The organism is Thalassotalea litorea (assembly GCF_005843925.1).
GTDB lineage: Bacteria > Pseudomonadota > Gammaproteobacteria > Enterobacterales > Alteromonadaceae > Thalassotalea_A > Thalassotalea_A litorea_A.
In genome coordinates this window covers 46,216-64,310 of record NZ_VCBC01000012.1, presented here as the reverse complement: position 1 = coordinate 64,310, position 18,095 = coordinate 46,216, and the positions used below count along the sequence as shown (strand labels likewise).

The 18,095-nt window shown below is 44.2% G+C and carries 15 protein-coding genes and 1 riboswitch; of the genes, 3 read left to right on the top strand and 12 right to left on the bottom strand.

Annotated elements, in window-relative coordinates; translation table 11 throughout:
• Nucleotides 1-8: 8 nt before the first annotated feature.
• From FE810_RS12570 to FE810_RS12555, 4 genes are all read right to left on the bottom strand, one after another.
• The gene (locus tag FE810_RS12570; protein WP_138320419.1) at nucleotides 9-992 is read right to left on the bottom strand and encodes a FecCD family ABC transporter permease; all 984 of its coding nucleotides are present in this window, start codon (nucleotides 990-992) and stop codon (nucleotides 9-11) included.
• Nucleotides 989-1,789 carry an ABC transporter ATP-binding protein gene (locus FE810_RS12565; RefSeq protein WP_171022353.1) on the bottom strand — a complete coding sequence of 267 codons (801 nt, stop codon included), beginning with the start codon at nucleotides 1,787-1,789 and terminating at the stop codon, nucleotides 989-991. Before FE810_RS12565 ends, FE810_RS12570 begins: the two co-directional genes overlap by 4 nt.
• A 302-nt stretch (nucleotides 1,790-2,091) precedes the next feature.
• A riboswitch (cobalamin riboswitch) is annotated at nucleotides 2,092-2,329 on the bottom strand.
• Between the two features lie 101 nt (nucleotides 2,330-2,430).
• On the bottom strand, nucleotides 2,431-3,030 hold the full coding sequence (gene yfbR / locus FE810_RS12560) for a 5'-deoxynucleotidase (protein WP_138320417.1): 600 nt from the start codon (nucleotides 3,028-3,030) through the stop codon (nucleotides 2,431-2,433).
• A gap of 71 nt (nucleotides 3,031-3,101) precedes the next feature.
• Entirely contained in the window at nucleotides 3,102-4,319 is a 1,218-nt protein-coding gene (locus FE810_RS12555) for a pyridoxal phosphate-dependent aminotransferase (protein WP_138320416.1), read from the bottom strand.
• Between the two features lie 150 nt (nucleotides 4,320-4,469).
• On the opposite strand from FE810_RS12555, the gene FE810_RS12550 reads away from it, so the two are divergent.
• Both FE810_RS12550 and FE810_RS12545 read left to right on the top strand, forming a co-directional pair.
• Nucleotides 4,470-5,075 (top strand): lecithin retinol acyltransferase family protein, encoded by a 606-nt coding sequence (locus FE810_RS12550; protein WP_138320415.1) that lies wholly within the window; start codon nucleotides 4,470-4,472, stop codon nucleotides 5,073-5,075.
• Between the two features lie 83 nt (nucleotides 5,076-5,158).
• Nucleotides 5,159-6,478, top strand: a complete 1,320-nt coding sequence (locus FE810_RS12545; protein ID WP_138320414.1) for a YfiM family lipoprotein — start codon at nucleotides 5,159-5,161, stop codon at nucleotides 6,476-6,478.
• A 26-nt stretch (nucleotides 6,479-6,504) separates the two neighbouring features.
• On the opposite strand, the gene FE810_RS12540 is transcribed toward FE810_RS12545, so the two are convergent.
• From FE810_RS12540 to trhO, 6 genes are all read right to left on the bottom strand, one after another.
• Nucleotides 6,505-7,497 (bottom strand): LLM class oxidoreductase, encoded by a 993-nt coding sequence (locus FE810_RS12540; protein ID WP_138320413.1) that lies wholly within the window; start codon nucleotides 7,495-7,497, stop codon nucleotides 6,505-6,507.
• Nucleotides 7,498-7,705: 208 nt separating this feature from the next.
• Nucleotides 7,706-8,908 (bottom strand): iron-containing alcohol dehydrogenase, encoded by a 1,203-nt coding sequence (locus FE810_RS12535; protein ID WP_138320412.1) that lies wholly within the window; start codon nucleotides 8,906-8,908, stop codon nucleotides 7,706-7,708.
• 223 nt (nucleotides 8,909-9,131) lie between these two features.
• Entirely contained in the window at nucleotides 9,132-10,025 is an 894-nt protein-coding gene (locus FE810_RS12530) for a DUF302 domain-containing protein (RefSeq protein WP_138320411.1), read from the bottom strand.
• Complete coding sequence (locus FE810_RS12525) at nucleotides 10,025-10,423, bottom strand: DUF4345 domain-containing protein (protein WP_138320410.1); 399 nt, start codon at nucleotides 10,421-10,423, stop codon at nucleotides 10,025-10,027. The genes FE810_RS12530 and FE810_RS12525 overlap by 1 nt, the downstream gene beginning before the upstream one ends.
• A gap of 641 nt (nucleotides 10,424-11,064) precedes the next feature.
• Nucleotides 11,065-12,780, bottom strand: coding sequence for a proline--tRNA ligase (locus FE810_RS12520; RefSeq protein ID WP_138320409.1), 1,716 nt, complete (start codon nucleotides 12,778-12,780; stop codon nucleotides 11,065-11,067).
• 770 nt (nucleotides 12,781-13,550) lie between these two features.
• Nucleotides 13,551-14,537, bottom strand: coding sequence for an oxygen-dependent tRNA uridine(34) hydroxylase TrhO (gene trhO / locus FE810_RS12515; protein ID WP_138320408.1), 987 nt, complete (start codon nucleotides 14,535-14,537; stop codon nucleotides 13,551-13,553).
• Nucleotides 14,538-15,125: 588 nt separating this feature from the next.
• On the opposite strand from trhO, the gene FE810_RS12510 reads away from it, so the two are divergent.
• A complete protein-coding gene (locus FE810_RS12510; RefSeq protein ID WP_138320407.1) occupies nucleotides 15,126-16,694 on the top strand; it encodes a sodium/sugar symporter in 1,569 nt (522 codons plus the stop codon).
• A 276-nt stretch (nucleotides 16,695-16,970) separates the two neighbouring features.
• Here the strand turns inward: FE810_RS12510 and tsaA are convergent, their stop codons facing one another.
• On the bottom strand, nucleotides 16,971-17,750 hold the full coding sequence (gene tsaA, locus FE810_RS12505) for a tRNA (N6-threonylcarbamoyladenosine(37)-N6)-methyltransferase TrmO (RefSeq protein WP_138320406.1): 780 nt from the start codon (nucleotides 17,748-17,750) through the stop codon (nucleotides 16,971-16,973).
• Nucleotides 17,684-18,010, bottom strand: coding sequence for an Rcs stress response system protein RcsF (rcsF, locus tag FE810_RS12500; RefSeq protein ID WP_171022352.1), 327 nt, complete (start codon nucleotides 18,008-18,010; stop codon nucleotides 17,684-17,686). The genes tsaA and rcsF overlap by 67 nt, the downstream gene beginning before the upstream one ends.
• Nucleotides 18,011-18,095 lie beyond the last annotated feature (85 nt).

The window sequence follows — 18,095 nt, the reverse complement described above, 5'->3', positions numbered from 1 at the left end:
CTCAAGCCTTACGCTTTTCGCATTAATGCCAGAAAGAATAACGAGCCGATGGCCGCGGTTATCACCCCGATAGGGATTTCCTGGCCATTAAGTGCGGTTCTTGCAACAACATCAACCAGCATTAAAAAGACACCCCCAAGCAGTCCACTAAAAATGAGCAATTTACCCGTGGTAATGCCAACCCATTTACGAATCAGGTGTGGGATCATCAAGCCCACAAAGCCAATACCACCACAAAAAGCGACGATGACAGCGGTGATGGCCGCACATAAAATAAGAATAAAGATCCGTACTTTATTGACCGGAACGCCGAGGCTTTTCGCACTTTCGTCGCTTAGTAACATGGCATCAAGATGCCGGGACAATAATAGCGATATCACCAGGCCGACTAAGATCACCGGTGTGATCCAAATAATCGCCTGGTTGTCCGTTCGTGCTAATGAGCCCATCAACCAAAAGATGACGCGATTGGCAGCAAAGGCATCGCTTAAATAGAGGGTGAAACTGGTGATAGCACTGAGTAGGAAAGATACGGCAACGCCTGCCAGTAATAAAAATTCAACCCGTTGCCAGTGCCGGTTGAAGACAATGCCAATTACCAGTACAACGGCCAATAGTGCGCCAATAAATGCCGCAACAGGAATTGACAGAGTGATGGCTTCGGCGAAAAAACTGACCAGAGTAACCCCTAATCCAGCGCCGGCGACAATACCAAATAAATAAGGGTCGGCTAGCGGGTTACGGGTAATATTTTGCATTAGGGCGCCGGTCATAGCTAAACCAAAGCCGGCAAGAAAGCCAGTAATGATCCTGGGCAGACGAATATCAAACAGAATTTGCTGATCAAATGGACCATTGCAGTGTGCAAACACACAGGCATAAATGGCGTCAAATCCAACGCTCTGAGTACCCATACCCAATGAAAATAACGCCGAAGCGAATAGCAATAAGACTATCATCGTCGCACTGACAGGCAGCGGTATGCGTTTCATCGGCCAGTGCCCCCTGAAAAAAAGGTGACACGTTTACCAGGGTTTGTGGGGTGAGGTTCTACCTGACAAGGGAGTTTAAAAACCCGCTCTAAACGTTCTGCTGTCAGCACCGTATCGGCATTGCCCTGCTCGACAATCTGGCCTTGATCGATAAGCACTAAAGTATCGGCATATTGGCTGGCAAGCTCTAGGTTATGGATGGAGAAAATCAGTGTTAAGTCCAGTTTTTTGGCCAGGGATAATATCTGGTGTTGATAATAGATATCCAGATGGTTGGTTGGTTCGTCCATGATCAAAACATTCGGAGATTGAATCACCGAACGGGCGATTAAAATTCGTTGCTGCTCACCGCCGGATAGGGTTTTGAAGGAATCCCAGCGTTTGTGTTTAAGACCAACTAAATGTAAAGCATCGGCTATTTTTTCGTCATCGTTGATGTCATCAAACGCTAATAGTGGTTTGTTGGCAAGCAAGCCCATGCGAACAATATCATTCACGGTTAGGTCAAATGGGGTATCCTGATGTTGACTCACAAAAGCGATCCGTTGCGCAACCTGTCGGGTGGATAAAGCTTCCAGGGATTCGTTTTGCAGGAATATTTTGCCTTGATAGCCTTGTTGCAGTCCGGCGATACACTTTAACAGCGAGGTTTTTCCAGCGCCATTTGGGCCGATGAATGCGACACTGTCACCCTGAGTAACCGACAAATCGATATTTTTCAGAATACGATGCTCGGCCACAGTCCAGCTGAGTTGTTGGACATGAAGCGCAGATTGTAAGGGCTTATTTACCGCCATGGGATCCACTGTTTGCAACGAGTTAGTTTCATGTGTGAGAAGCAGCAAAGATGTTTGAGTCAATAAAAAAGCGATTTGCATGCCCGCGCTAACATATCGTCGGGCCTATTCAACTCTGGCTTGCTAACGTTAAATCCAACGCATTAGCAGACAAGCATATATAGGGTTAATCAGCATTCATCTTTGAATGAAGTGCCGGATAGCTTTTTGTATTCATCATACATCGCCGTGTTTTCCCGCACGGATGTATTCGTAACCTTTCAAAACTTACCAAGATAAGCGTTATTGCTTAGTGGAAAGCTGAATGGCATGTTCAAAATGGCAGGTATCCTGACTCATAGAGATATCCCAGTATCAACCTTCCCAACCTTATTGTTTTCAATCACAGTCAGTGGATTTTGATAATGGCCCTATTTACAGTTGCGGGTACAGTTGTGGAGTTAAGGTTTGTTAACGTCAATAACGAATTCGATAACAAAATCTCGCACCACATTCCCTTTTATATCGGAAACTTCCGACACCATTTGCGCAGGGATTGTAGCAGGACTAAAAATGATTTAAAACCAGAACGTTAACCTACGCAATTGGCAAGAAAAGCACGATCGCGTATTTTAAAAACGTGAAACGGCCATTAAACAGATTTAGTTTCGCTTCTCGCTCAACTTATCGACACTGGCAGTACAGTACCGCAGGAAGGTTTCCATAAAATAGCCAACTTCAGGCATGTGCTTTTGAGTCTCGTTCAGCTTCGCGCGTAGGCGTTGTTCGACATGTTCAAATTCGACATTGTTATGGCGAAGTTCATCGAGCGTTTTGATATAGGCGGCGAGATTGTCGGCGGCTTTTACGATGGCCTTATAATTACAGTCGACATTGTCCTGCACTATGATGTCTCGAAATACATGACGGATATCCTCGGGCAATGAATCCAGGCACTGTTGCTCAGCTAACGCTTCAATTTTTTTAAATTCCCGGGAGATTTCCTTATTGGCGTACTTGGTTGGCGAGACGATATCACCATATTGGGTTTCTGAGGCTTCATGGTACAGAGCAATGGTCGCGATTTTATCGGCATTAATATTGCCGCCAAATTTTTCGTTTTTAATGACCGCCAGTAAGTGAGCAATAATCGCCACCTGATGAGAATGCTCGGCTACGTTTTCTTTTTTTACGCAATACATCAATGCCCAGCGCTTGATCAACGGCATGCGGAACATCCAGGCCAGAAAGGTACTTTCCATCCGATTCTCCCTATTTGTCGTCAGTGCGTCGACGATATCTAAGCACTGAATTATTGTCTAATGGCGTGTCGTTAATATTGAGAGTAGTGATTGAAAAAATGATTCAATCGATTGATTGCATTTACTAAATCTTCTGAGTGCGGTAAAAACACCAGTCGGAAATAGACACCATCATTAAGGTTAAACGCTTTACCGTGCACTAACAGAATTTTTTCCTGACGAAGAATATCCAGCACCATCTGTTCACAATTATTGATGTGTAATCGCTCACCATCAACTTTTACAAATAAATACATCGCGCCTTTGGCTTTATGACAGCTTAAGCCATCAATGGCATTGATCATTTTATGGGCAATATCTAACTGATTTTTTAAACGTCCGCCATCATTGACCAATTCGTTGATACTCTGATATCCACCCAGGGCTGTTTGGATCGCATGTTGGCAGGGAACATTGGCACACAGGCGCATGGATGAAAGCATATTCAATCCGTCAATATATCCCCGGGCTCTTAACAGAGGGCCGGTTAACATCATCCAGCCGGCGCGAAAACCGGCAATGCGATAGTTTTTCGATAGACCACCCATAGTCACCACCAGGACATCTTCGCTGAGTTTTGCCGTCGGCACATGTTTCGCCCCGTCGTACAGAACTTTGTCATATATTTCATCAGAGAAGACAATCAGATCGTGTTCTTTTGCCAAAGCCATAATGCCTTGCAAGACTTCTTCTGGATACACGGAGCCGGTTGGGTTGTTTGGATTGATCAGAACAATAGCTTTGGTCTTATCGTTAATTTTATTTTCGATATCAATAAGATCCGGATACCAGTGATTGGCATCATCACAACGATAATGAACCGGTTTGCCCGACGAAAGTGACACCGCTGCCGTCCACAAAGGATAATCCGGTGCAGGAATAAGAACTTCATCCCCGTTATTTAACAGAGCCTGCATTGCCATGACAATTAACTCACTTACCCCATTGCCAATATAAATATTATCGACATTCAGGTTTTTCAGGCCACGTTGCTGATAATATTGCATGACCGCCACCCGGGCAGAGTAAATCCCCTGGGACTCGCTATATCCTTGTGCCGTTGGTAAGTTATGAATGACATCGCGCAAAATATCGTCTGGTGCCAAAAAGCCAAATGGGGCAGGGTTGCCGATATTAAGTTTTAGGATCTTATGACCCTCTTCTTCTAAACGACGTGCTTCAGCCGCGATTTGGCCTCGTATGTCGTAACAAACATCGCTGAGCTTGGAAGATTTTTCAAAGGTTTTCATGGCGGTCACTGACGTTTCTGATTTCGATTATCTTGTTGTTTTACGTCTGCTAACCATACGCATTGCAACACTTTCTGACAATTTATTTCAGCATAATAGTTCAATATTTCTTATAACTATCAATTAGAAGAGCGGTTTTAAGGAAAAGTTATGGTTTTACCGTTAATTTGGGTTGGCGCCGCCATTGCGTCTGCGGTGGCCGTAGGGGAGTTATCCGAGCGCAATCGCCAGGCAGAGTTGCGTCGACCAACCCCCCATGGTCACACTCGCAAAGGATTGGACAAATACGCCAGCGGTATTGGTAAATATCCCAAGCAAAAGCTTGCTAAAAAAGCAGAAAAAGAAACGCTGGCGCAAATAAAACCCGGCGCGATTTTATGTTGTGGATTAGGTGGCATGCTTGAGCACACCGGCATATATATAGATCAACATACCATTGTTGAACTCCACGGTTCAGGGCTGGTAAAAGCGATTTCGCCGGAACGTTTTTTGGCGGAACGCTCTGGCAGTGAAATCTATGTTGCCTGTGACTCGAAAGGACAGGCAATCGCCTCGCAAATGACCGCGGAACGCGCAGCAAAGAAGATTTACAGTTTTCAACAATACGATTTGATCAAAAACAATTGTCATCGTTTTGTCTGGACCTGTGTCCAGGGGCAGGAAGTGGATCTCACCACCTTCTATCTTCTAAATAATTTCCTATCCCGTAAAACCAACCGTATTGTCTACTGGGATCGATGGGACGGCTGGAAATAATAATTGCTGGTACTTTGGTGGTTAAATTTATTAAAGTAGTCAATGAGCTACATGATTAATCGAAAAAACAACAGGGATCCCGATTGAAAATTTTAGGCCGGTTTTTTAAATTTTTGTGTTTGTCGATTTTTATCGGCGCGATTGTCGTACTGTGGTTGGTCGTCGAGACGAAGCCGAGTATGGAGTCGCAAGAAATACTTACCAGTGCCAGTGCATCTCAGGCTCGGTCTATCATGCAACGCACTGCCAAACAGATAAAGCAGGGCGGACAGTCACAATTAAATTTTAGTCAGACGGAGCTGAAGAGTTTAAGTCTGCTGGCAAATAATCTTAGTCCCAAAATCCGTACTAAGGTTCAGTTATCCGAAACACGAGCCAGATTTGTTGGCCAGCTAAAACCATTTGAATCACAAATCTATGTAAATTTTTCATTGGATTTACTCGAATCCCAACATGGATTGCTGCTCGGCGACGCGTCCATTGGTGGGATAACACTCGATGGACAATGGTTGCTTGAGACTGGCATCCGTGTATTTAACCACTACCTAAAACCAGAGCATTATGAGCTTATTGATATGGTGCAGCGGGTTGAAGTGACGGCAAGCCAATTGCAAATCAATATTGATCAAGGTATTCACTCATTCGCCGACAAAGGAAGACTGGCCAGTATTCTCTCTTTGAAGAATTCCCTGCGTCCGGTCGCTAATCTCGAAAATGTGCAACATTACTATGATGCGTTGCTTGATTATTCCGCCAAGGAGTCACAGGAGCCGAATTCCGACAAAAGCCTTCTGCACTTTCTAAAATACCAATTTGCAAAGGCCAGTGAAAAAACACAATTGCACTCTGGTAATGCCGTGAAAGAAAATCGCGATGCGATGATGGCCTTGGCACTGTATTTTGGTTCAAATAAATTTACCTTGTTTACTGGCGAACTGCAGCCGATATCGCCACTGCAGCAGACTTTGCGAAATGCTCATAAGCGCACAGTGACTTTGCTTGAACGCAATGATCTGCAAAAGCACTTTGTCTATTCAATGGCGTTACAGCTGCTCAGTGATGCCAATGCTGGTTTTGCGTTTGGAGAATTTAAAGAATTGTTAGATGCCAATCAAGGGGGAAGCGGTTTTAGTTTTGTTGATTTGTATGCCGATAGAGCCGGAACTCGACTTGCGCATTATGCCACCCAAAATGAGGCGAGCGCCAGAGCGATTCAGCAGACATTTGCCAATATTACAATGGAAAGTGAACTGATCCCATTTCCGAAGGATTTGCCAGAAGGGATTGATTCAAATAAATTTTCTGTAGATTATGTGAATACCAAGTCGGTATCTTATCGACAAATGCTGGCGCTAATTGATGAGCAGTTATCGTCTTTGCATTTTTACGCACCAATGAAGTAACTTTGAAATATCAGCTTGCCAGATAATTAGCTGGCAAGCTGCATTGAATTTTGATTAGGTAATATCTCTTCGCCCAGGCGTTTTAATGTTTCATCCATATCTGCCCGGTTAAACCTTAAGTTAAGTGCCAGATGGTTGACGCCAATTTGCTCGGCGGTTTGCAAATATTCTCGCAAATAATTTACGCCGGTTCTGAAACCCAGATGAATGGGGGTTGGCCGAGCATTGTCATCCTCGACTAAATCAATATACAAAGGTTGCATTACAGGTTGTGGCGCACGACCTGCGGCTTCAACATTGCGCTTCCATTCGCTAATTGCTCGCATTTGGTCGACGGGATTTCTCGGGTAAGTCATCCAGCCATCGGCATTTTGCGCGCCCCATTCTGGCGATTGTTGACTGCTACCAGTGATTAACAACGGGAGTCTTCCTGCCACTGGCTTTGGCAGCATATCCAAAGGATTAAGTTTGTCTTCATTGATATTGCCATGGGTGTTTTGCAGCGTTGGCTGTGTTTCCCACATGGCCTGAATATAGTTAAAGCTTTCGCGAAATCGCTCGCCGCGATCGTCAAAGGACATATTCATTGCTGGATATTCTTCCGGGCGGTCTCCTGAAGCAACACCGAGAATCAATCTACCATCGGACAACTGATCGGCACTGGCTGCAGCCTTTGCCACATGGGCAGGGTGTCGCAACGGCAAGATAATACTAGACACACCCAACGCGATATCCTTGGTAGCAGCTGCCAGATAACCTAAGTAAACAAAGGGATCAAAGACCTGACCGGCATCGCCAAAAGATGGAACATTGAAAGGCACATCCCGTAACCAAACGGCAGAAAACCCCAGAGATTCAGCCAACTGCACTTTCTGCAAGTGATCCTGCATACTCGGCAACGGCCCATTTTCATATCGTTCGATAGGCACGACTAATCCTAAGCTCAGCTTACCCGGTTGAAACGTCTGGTTGTAACCACGGTTAATGGTGTTAAATGTCGCTGCGTTATTTGTATTCATCCTAATCCTATCCCACTGATTTAATGATTAACTGAGGATTAATGGCATTGGCATCTTCCTTACCAGTGGTCTGATAATTTTGTCCATATCGAGCGAAAGAAATGCTTAAAATGGAAGGGATCCAATGACAGCGACAAGAATAAACTTTTAATTAACTAAATATAATAACTGGAAATATACAAACACTTTATAGAATCTATTGATAAAACTAAGCCAATAACTGCTCAACCACACTGCGACAATCTGCTTTCTCCATAAATCTAGGCACCGGATAATCCAGCTGCGCTTCTTTTAGCGCGGCATCGACTATCTTGTCGATATCCTGGTTTTTCACTTCCGGTAGCTGATTAGGAATGGCCATATCACGGTTCATGGCTTCGATCGTGTCGATCACAACCTGTGCTTTTTCAGGGACGGTGGTAGCGTGCTGATCTAAGCCACAATGATCGGCAATTTCAGCGAGCTTTTTCTGACAACTTTGCCCATACCACCGTAATATTTTGGGTAAGAGCACCGCATTGGCAAGGCCGTGCGGGGTGTTGTATATCGCACCTAATTGATGGGCGATAGCATGAACATAACCTACGCTTGCGCGGGTAAATGCTTCGCCGGCATAAAATGAGCCGAGTAACATGGCAAGCCGGGCTTGAGAGTTTTCGCCATGGTTATACGCAAGCCGAAGATTTTCAAAAATTAGCTTACAGGCTTCGAGCGAGCGTTTGCGGGTAAATGGCGTTGAATTTTTACCAATATAGGATTCAATGGCGTGGGTGAGGGCATCCATCCCGGTTGTCGACGTGATGTGCGAAGGTAGTCCCAAGGTTAATTCCGGCAATAAGATTGCCGCTTTTGGTGCTAGCACTAAATCGGTAACCGCATATTTTTTTTGAGCATCGGGATCTGATACTACCGCGACAATTGTCGTTTCGGAGCCGGTTCCCGCGGTTGTAGGAATCGCATACAAAGGCGGAAGTTTTTTCAGAATTTTGAACAGGCCTTTAAGCTGTTTAACCGATTTTTTCGGTTTCACCGCTCTGGCGCCAATCAGCTTAGCGCAATCCATTACCGAACCGCCGCCGATAGCAAGAATCGCCTGACACTGATTGTTATGGTATTGCACCAATCCTTGTTCAACATTGGCAATGGTAGGGTTTGGCTGCACCTGGCTAAACGTGGAATAGCGTATCTGTTCATTTTCCAGAGCCGCGATAACCGGATTGATGATACCGAGATTTACCAAGGTTTCATCGGTCACCACTAATAACTTGGTCTCGCCTTTGTCTTTAATGGTTTTGGCCCAGTCCTGCAGGCCTTCATTGCCTTGATAAAGCTCAGGCTTAGGAAAAGGAAAAAACAGTGCAAAGAGTTTTAAACCGAATTGGTATAAACGAGAAAATAATTTAACTAACAAACTGATACTGCCTTGTGTCTGTGCAATGACTTAAACGTTAGGGGCGAGAAGAGAAAGCCTGCACGTTTTTCTAATGTTGAGATTTCGCCATATTTTTATGGAAATTGAAAGCCGTTAAGCGAAAATACAAAGAACAAATATGAAAAAAGGCTCCATTTTCGAGTTATTTATAGGTAAGACTGATTGTTTGTTGTTTGAGCCATGTAAATATGAACGAAAAGTATTATTCCAGAGCGTCTGAAAAGGTTTTATTCAATCTTCGATTAACGACCCTGAGCGGCAATGTGGTCTCAGCATTTTGCTGCTTTGCCATATCTAATAAATCGTTAAAACTAACGTTTATTTTACCATCGTCACCCTGCCAAATGAGTAGTTTTTGACAAAAACCATTAAGCCCAAGCGTCGGCGCGGCTGCCATAGCTTTACCGCCAGGTCCGGGGCCTCCAAATAGAACCAGCACCAGTGGTGGCAAATCGACACCGTAAGACCTAGCCCGTTCATTGAAATTAACTTCTCCAAAGACAACTGTGTCCGATTGCGCCTTAATGGCCGACATTACTCGTTGCTTAGTTTTTTCAAAATCATAGGGACTGTCGAGAGTCGTGATACCGGCAAATGCTTCTACCTCATCGGGCAACGTCTCGATATTTTGGGCTGGAATGCCAGAAAAAGCACTTTCCACCACTGAGTTGTATTGTTTTTCTCTATCAACATTTGCGTTAAGTTGGTAGCGATTAACTAAATATTGATAACTATTCGTTATTACGCTCGCCTGTTGGCTTTTCGCTTGCTCATAAGCAAGAGCGCGAAAGGGAAATTCCAGTGCCGCCAAAGGCTGTTCCCGGATAACGTCTGCTTCAAGTTGAGGGTATGACCAGATAATGACATGAGCAGGAGGCATGATTGAGCCTGCTTTTTTAGCGAGGCGAGAGTGGTCAATATCAACGATAAAGTCAAAATCAGCATGATTTTTTATATTAGTTTCAAGCTGTTGATAAAGCTTGTCGGGACCATTGTATCGCTGATCACTAATATCTTCGGGCTTTGGGTTACAACCTTGAAGAAACAGCCCAATAATTAGCGTTAAAAGAGCGTAGATAAAAGGGTAGGTCTTCATTAGGAGTGACTCTGAATATTGCTCACATCGCGACGATAAAGCATGATTGCTATCGTCCCCATCACGAGTTCAAGAAGAATGTAAATCATAAGCAGTGGATGTGGCATGCCGTCCAATGCCAGGCTTAAAATTCGCCCTACAGCAAGGCCATACATGAATACAGCGCAACTGATCAAAGCCGGGCCGAGTAAAGCCGGCTTGCCCGCGCCCAAAAACCAGAGGATTGACATGCCAAGATAAAGGCCCATCACAGCTCTGAGAATATGCGTTAAATTAGTATTGTCGACCGTTACGTCATACAGCATCGACATTGTTTGTGCGGGAGCCGCGCCGTAGCCGAGTGCAATTGGAACCAACGCGATGGCGCAAAACTTTAGAAAAATGGATGAACTCATCATTACTACCTAAAACGTTAACGTATTAATCCAATGAAGCCTTCTACTTATCAGGCTAGCAAGGCAAAAACATTGACGAAGTCTTGGTTAATACCAATCACATTAAATTATTGCTCACTCAGTGAGAATTTAAAGGCTTTTAGACACGGCTTTGATTGCAGAGAATGGTTATTCCGCTCTCAAAAACAGCCAAAATCAGTAACGTAGTCCAAACGCCTTTAAAACTCCCCCGTAGGGAGTTAGTGAGAGGACCATTTCCTGCCCTATATTTCATTAATATAGAAATGACTATATCAATGAAATCTATGTTGTAAGTGAACCTCTGCCCTAACTCTGAATTGTGCACAAACTTAATGTGATTGGTATAAGCCTCATCTTTGCAAGCAAGTATAGTCGATAAAGCTATTTTGGCAGTGTTACGAAAGGTTCAGGAGTTTTGTTGCGGTGTTGAGCGAACATAAATGCATATCTGGTGAAAAACACCGGCTTAAAAATGATAATACCAATTACATTAAAGTATTGCTCACCCGTAGGGAGTTTATCGGAGGCCTGTTAAAGTCTCCCGACTTTACAGAACGGATTTACTGACAAGAAAAAGGCCGCTTAAGCGGCCTTTTAAATCTCAATAAATCTTAACTTTCGAGTTATTGGTTGATCACAAACTCAACCGCTTCATCAATAGCGATAAGTGATTTCTCACCACTGCGACGGTTTTTGTATTCAACCTGAGCATTATCGATATTACGCTCACCAACAACGATGGCATGTGGGATACCGATTAGCTCCATATCTTTAAACATTACACCCGGGCGCTCTTTACGATCGTCAAAGAGCACTTCGACACCGGCGGCCGTCAGTTCTGCGTATAACTTCTCTGCGGTTTCCTGAACACGGTGCGACTTGTGCATATTCATCGGAATAATAACAACCTTAAATGGCGCAATGGCATCTGGCCAGATAATGCCGTTTTCATCGTGGTTCTGCTCGATAGCAGCAGCCACAATGCGGGAAACACCGATACCGTAGCAACCCATGGTTAAGGTTTGGTTTTTACCGTTTTCCGTGAGAACACCCGCTTTCATCGCTTCAGCATACTTGGTTCCCAATTGGAAAATGTGACCCACTTCAATACCACGTTTGATGGTGAGATTACCGTTACCACAAGGGCTAGGGTCGCCAGCGACAACATTGCGAATATCTTCGACGTTGTAGTTGTTGATATCACGATCAAAGTTAGCGCCAGTGACGTGATAACCAGTTTCATTGGCGCCACAGATAAAGTCAGACATAACCGCCGCACTACGATCGACAATAATGTCGATATCTAAACCAACTGGACCGATAGAACCGGCGTCACAATTCGCAACGGCTTTGATTTGCTCGTCGGTTGCAAAGGTTATCGGCGCTGCAATACCAGCAATCTTTTCCGCTTTAATTTCGTTAAGTTCATGATCGCCACGTAATACCAAAGCAACCACAGGTGCGGTTTCGCCTTCTTCATGTTCACCTAAAACCAACAAAGTTTTGACAACGTCTTTAGCGGCAACATTAAAGAACTTAGAGACTTCATCAATGGTGTGAACGTTCGGCGTTTCGACTTTGGCTAACTCTGCGCTAGCGGCACCGCGCTCGGTATTTGGCGCCAAGGCTTCTGCTTTTTCAATGTTCGCCGCATAATCACTGCCATCACTAAATGCAATATCGTCTTCACCAGAATCTGCCAATACATGGAATTCGTGCGAGGCGTCACCACCAATAGAACCCGTATCAGCAATTACTGGGCGGAAATCAAGACCTAAACGGGTAAAGATATTGCAATAGGCGGTATGCATATCCTGGTAGGTGTTAGACAGGCATTCTTGAGATAAGTGGAAAGAGTAGGCGTCTTTCATCAGGAACTCACGGCCACGCATCACACCGAAACGAGGACGGATTTCATCGCGGAATTTAGTCTGAATTTGATACAGATTTAATGGCAATTGTTTGTAGCTGGATAATTCAAAGCTGATTAACTTGGTGATCACTTCTTCATGCGTCGGACCTAACACGAACGGGCGGTGGTGACGGTCTTCCAAACGCAAAAGTTCAGGGCCATAATCGGTCCAGCGTCCAGATTCTTCCCACAAATCGGCAGGTTGCACCATCGGCATCAAGGTTTCGATAGCGCCCGCTTTGTCCATTTCTTCGCGTACGATATTTTCTACTTTTTTCAGTACCTTCAAGCCGGTTGGCAACCAGGTGTACAAACCTGAAGCAACAGGGCGAACAAGACCTGCTCGTAACATGTATTGGTGACTGATAACTTCGGCGTTTGCCGGAGTTTCTTTTAGCGTAGAAAGAAGATATTTACTGGTACGCATTGCTCTACAAATCCATAGTGATGAGTGAATTAAAAATTGCCGGATATTCTATCAGTACAACGGTAGGGGACAAAGCGCTAATTTGACAATCCCCTTAACAAACGACTGTATTGAGACATTTTGTTGAATTATCGAGCCCTGCTAAGCATGGTGTTGGTGTTATATTCTTCACGATGACCATAGATGACCATAGATGACCATAGATGGCCGTAACGTTACGGTTGAGCGATTGCTATGGCGCTTAGCAATGCCAGTAAGTAATACCAGTAAGTAATGCTAGTAAGTAATGCTAGTAAGTAATACCAGTAAGTAATACCACTTAGTAATGATACATGGTATATCTGGGACCAATGCATCTAATAGCGAGTTTTACGCCGGATTGCGTTACGTTTTACTAGGGTATGTTTATGGCATCTTCGGCGACCGCTAAGCCACCACGAGACGGTTTGAAATCCATGTTCTATCGCAGAATGCGAAGATTTTTCCATGCGTTTGGAAGGGAATAGACTTGTAATGCGTGCGTCGACTAAGTCGGCATTATCGGATTTGCGTTCCGCCACAATGGTACCTCGAAAGTGGTCAGTTCGAGTGCCAATTTTAAAACATAAGTGCCATTTTCGCCAATCAGGTTAACAACTTTAAACCATTGGTTTTTGAGGGATTGGACACCTGTTTTCACAGAGCTTTGCTATCATTTTGAATTTATTAAAAAAGCCAACGCTTAAATTAAGTGTTGGCTTTTCTGCAATGTATTTATTGAGCAATAAAAATTAATTTTTTTGGCTTTCTCGCTGGCGCTCAATGTCCGCTTTCTTGTTTTCACGGCGTTGCTCGATTAGCTTGCTGACATTTCCACCAATGTGGTCTTCACCACGCTCTTTGGCAAGATTAATCTGCTTTTCACGTTCAGCATAACGGGCACGTTGTTCATCCGTCACCTTGTCGATACAACGATGACAGCTAACACCTTTTGCATACTCTGGACGTTGCTTATCTTCTTCGGTGATTGGCATACGACAGGCATGACACTGATCGTAAATACCTTTTTCCAATTTGTGATTAACCGTTACGCGATCGTCAAATACGAAACAGTCGCCTTCCCAAAGGGTTTCAGCTTCCGGCACATCTTCAAGGTATTTCAAAATACCACCTTCAAGGTGATAAACCTCTTCAAAACCTTGCTCTTTCATATAGGCGGTGGATTTTTCACAACGAATACCACCGGTACAGAACATTGCGACTTTCTTGTGTTTCGCAGGATCCATATTTTTAGCAACGTACTCTGGAAACTCGCGGAAGGTTTCAGTATCGGGATTAACGGCGTGTTTAAACGTGCCGATTTCCACTTCGTAATCATTACGGGTATCAACAACAAACACTTCCGGATCGGAAATTAATTCGTTCCAGTCTTTTGGCTTAACATAAGTACCGACTACTTGGAGTGGATCAATACCTTCAACGCCCATGGTGACGATTTCTTTTTTCAACTTAACTTTGCAACGTTTGAAAGGGGCATTATCGGTATACGACTCTTTATACGAGATATCGGACAAACGCGGGTCAGATTGCAAAAACGCTAAGACATTATCGATGCCTTGACGTGGGCCGGCGATGGTGCCGTTAATACCTTCATGCGCTAATAACAAAGTCCCTTTGACGTCGTTATTTTCCATGGATTGATGTAAGGGTTTTCGGATTTGCTCAAAATTTTCCAAACGGACAAATTTATACAGAGCACAAACTACGAATTGTGACATGTAAATTCCTCTTGCTGTCCAGAACGTAAAACTGGCGCAGGGTTAATAAAATCGAGCGCATTATAAGAAAATCAATGCCGCGAGGCAATACCACAACTCATGTAAGGTTATTTATTTACAATGCATCAAACTACAACGCTTTTCCGACGGGCTTTTTATGCCGTTGTCTGACGATTCGCCAATGTATGTATGTGTGTATGTATGCGGCATATAAGACAACAAAACCCCTGGTAAAGGCGCCCCCTTCGCGAACGCGTTGATTTTCTGTTGATACCGATGAACCCGCTATCTCTTGAGGAATGAGCGCGCTCCTAACAACTCACAGATAAAACATGGTGTTTTTAAAGAATCAGCCCTGGTTGACGGTGTTATTACTAGCGCTTAGCTTCCATACAATGCACTGGGAAATAACGTCCTTAAAAATACAATATGTTGAGGTTTTTGAAAGCTGACATGAGAAAAGGTATTCGAAAGATACCATCGAAAACAATACATCTAGCTTTCAATTGAATCGCGTTACAGTTAGAGTAATTTCAATAATAATTCCTAATCCCATCAAAAATAACAAAAATTATAGGTAACCTTTTTATGGAAACAACATTATCAACACTCGATAGCAGTGTTTTTATTGCCTACGTTATCGGTCTTTTGTGTCTTGCACTGTGGATCTCACGTAATGATAAGCAAGGTGGCGCTGACACCAAAGACTACTTTCTCGCCTCGAAAGCACTTCCCTGGTGGGCTATCGGTGCTTCGCTTATTGCATCCAACATTTCTGCAGAACAGATTATCGGGATGTCCGGTTCAGGATATGCAATCGGTTTAGCCATTGCTTCTTATGAGTGGATGGCAGCAATCACTCTGATTATCGTCGGTAAATATATGCTACCGATTTTCCTGAAGAACCAAATTTTCACCATGCCACAATACCTCGAACAACGTTTCGGTAAAGAAGTGAAAACCACCATGGCGGTTTTCTGGCTAGGTGTGTATGTGTTTGTAAACTTAACAGCTATTTTATGGCTCGGCGGTTTGGCAATCGAAACCGTTGCCGGTGTTGACTGGATGTTCGGGATGATTTTCCTTGCCGTATTCTCAGTCGCTTACTCCTTGTATGGTGGTTTAAAGGCAGTCGCCTATACCGATATCCTGCAAGTCGTACTGCTTATTTTTGGTGGGTTATTCTTAAGTTACCTGGCATTGGTCGCGGTAAGCGATGGTGAAGGTATGATCGCAGGTTTCGCGGTACTGACGGAAAAGCTTCCGGGTCATTTTGATATGATTCTTTCCCCGGAAAATGAGCATTACATGAGCCTTCCAGGGATCTCTGTGCTTGTCGGTGGTATGTGGGTAATGAACTTTAGTTACTGGGGCTTTAACCAGTACATTATTCAGCGCGCACTTGCAGCAAAAGACATACAGGAAGCACAAAAAGGGATTGCCTTTGCTGCCTATTTAAAACTTTTGATGCCACTTATCGTCGTGGTACCGGGTATTGCTGCGGTTGTTCTGTATCCAGAGTTAACAGCTCCGGACCAAGCCTATCCATCAATGATGGCGCTCATGCCGGTCGGTATTAAAGGGTTAGTATTTGCGGCATTAGTGGCTGCGATTGTTTCCTCATTGGCATCAATGACCAACAGTATCTCAACCATATTTACCATGGATATCTATAGTCATATCAAACCCGGTAAGAGCCAGCGCCATTATGTACACATTGGTCGTATTGCTTCACTCGTGTCTTTATGTATTGCGTTGATTGTGGCTGAACCGCTACTAGGTAAATTCGATCAAGCTTTCCAATATATTCAGGAATTCACTGGGTTCTTTACTCCGGGTATTGTGGTTATTTTCATGATGGGGATGTTCTGGAAGCGTACGACATCCGCAGGCGCTTTAACGGCTGCTATCGGATCCGCGGCGTTATCCTACCTGTTAATGAAGTTCTGGCCTGAATTGCCATTTATGGACCGGGTTGGTCTGGTATTTCTGCTTTGTCTTGCTCTGTGTTACATCGTTTCGATTCTGGGTAAGAAACCACAAGTGGATCATAGCGTCAGTCTCGATGAAGTGAGCTTTGCAACCGATAAAACATTCAATATTGCAGCATTAGGTGTCATTGTTATTCTTGTGGCTCTCTATTCGACCTGGTGGTAAACAGTCATTGTACAATGACTGAATCAAAAAGCCGGTTCGCCGGCTTTTTCGTCGGTTAACAGTGAAATTGAACGTATGACAGGTTTTAACAATCCACTCTGATATTGATAGTTAGACGTGAGCGTCACATAAATAGGGAAATTTACAACGACTTCTTCTATCCATTGCAACATCTCGTTATGAATCACCTCTGAGACTTAGAGATTACCCGCAAACGCAGTCGCCAATTGATAAGGTTAGGGGAAATATTACTTTCTAGCACTGAATCCGTTGGATTCAGGTGATAGATTCGATGTGGATGACGACACAGTTTTTGCCGCTAATTTGCCAACGAACGTTAAAGTTATCTAGCGCCATGCCGTATTCCTGGCTGTTCAAATCTTTCTTTTTATACGCCGGGCGGGGATCCTGTAGCAGTACCTGATATATCAGTTCTTTAAGTTCGCTGCCATTGACAAGCTTTGCCAGTTGTTGCTCAACTTGATCTAAAAAAATAACGGTAATATCGTGTTGCTCTGGCGCAGGTGCAAATTCAGAACGGGCATCATTGAGTGCATCGGAGTAAGGGATATAAGGCTTGATATCGATAACGGGTGTGCCATCCATCAAATCCATTCCAGAAATCTCCAGGCATGGATTTTCCCCATCTAGGTTTATGCCATCGAGCTTAACTACCGACATGCCAATTGGATTCGGACGAAAGGTTGACCGTGATGCCAGAACACCGGTTTTTTGATTGCCGCCAAGGCGCGGCGCTTTAATAAGTGGCTTCCAGCCTCTGTCTGCAGTGCCGTGAAACACAAACAACACCCAAAGGTGGGAATGTTGCTCAATATCTCTTAACATCTGCATGTCGTTAAACGGTGGCAGCAACTCAATTGTGCCTTTCGCGGCACTGACAAGCCCAGGTTGGCGAGGTATTGCAAATTTTTCCCGGTAGGGCGTATGAGCAATCGCAATGGGCGTAAAGGTGTATTCTTGCACTGGGACTATTTCTTCGTGGTTTCCGATATCAATTGATAAGCTTTGCCATAGCACACTAACAATTGGTGACATTGAGGTTCATCTATATTCACGCAGGAAGTAAACACCACGGCATTAGCCTTCATTGCGGCGGCTTTTTTTCTGGCTGCGGTGCGGGCGTCTGCGGCATTTGCTGTCGCGTCGGACGGGTTCATCTGGCAGCTTTCCCCTTCAACCAGACCAATAAACTTAGCAGGACCCGGTAATGCATTAGTACTCTCAAAGACCTCAACGGAACCGGCGGCAAAGTATTCGGTAAAGTTATCTTCATCGAGATTGGTTTCAACCTGCATATTAGAGGAGCAGCTGGCGAGGAAAATACACGCAAAAGTTGTTTTTATACTTTTTATTATCAATGTCATAAATTTGTCACATTCT

Coding starts and splice junctions, on each gene's coding strand:
- FE810_RS12520 (WP_138320409.1), bottom strand. CDS start 12,780: ATGCGTACCAGTAAATATCTTCTTTCTACGCTAAAAGAAACTCCGGCA.
- yfbR (WP_138320417.1), bottom strand. CDS start 3,030: ATGGAAAGTACCTTTCTGGCCTGGATGTTCCGCATGCCGTTGATCAAG.
- FE810_RS12565 (WP_171022353.1), bottom strand. CDS start 1,789: ATGGCGGTAAATAAGCCCTTACAATCTGCGCTTCATGTCCAACAACTC.
- FE810_RS12550 (WP_138320415.1), top strand. CDS start 4,470: ATGGTTTTACCGTTAATTTGGGTTGGCGCCGCCATTGCGTCTGCGGTG.
- FE810_RS12530 (WP_138320411.1), bottom strand. CDS start 10,025: ATGAAGACCTACCCTTTTATCTACGCTCTTTTAACGCTAATTATTGGG.
- FE810_RS12510 (WP_138320407.1), top strand. CDS start 15,126: ATGGAAACAACATTATCAACACTCGATAGCAGTGTTTTTATTGCCTAC.
- FE810_RS12570 (WP_138320419.1), bottom strand. CDS start 992: ATGAAACGCATACCGCTGCCTGTCAGTGCGACGATGATAGTCTTATTG.
- FE810_RS12525 (WP_138320410.1), bottom strand. CDS start 10,423: ATGATGAGTTCATCCATTTTTCTAAAGTTTTGCGCCATCGCGTTGGTT.
- rcsF (WP_171022352.1), bottom strand. CDS start 18,010: ATGCAGGTTGAAACCAATCTCGATGAAGATAACTTTACCGAATACTTT.
- FE810_RS12540 (WP_138320413.1), bottom strand. CDS start 7,497: ATGAATACAAATAACGCAGCGACATTTAACACCATTAACCGTGGTTAC.
- tsaA (WP_138320406.1), bottom strand. CDS start 17,750: ATGTCACCAATTGTTAGTGTGCTATGGCAAAGCTTATCAATTGATATC.
- trhO (WP_138320408.1), bottom strand. CDS start 14,537: ATGTCACAATTCGTAGTTTGTGCTCTGTATAAATTTGTCCGTTTGGAA.
- FE810_RS12555 (WP_138320416.1), bottom strand. CDS start 4,319: ATGAAAACCTTTGAAAAATCTTCCAAGCTCAGCGATGTTTGTTACGAC.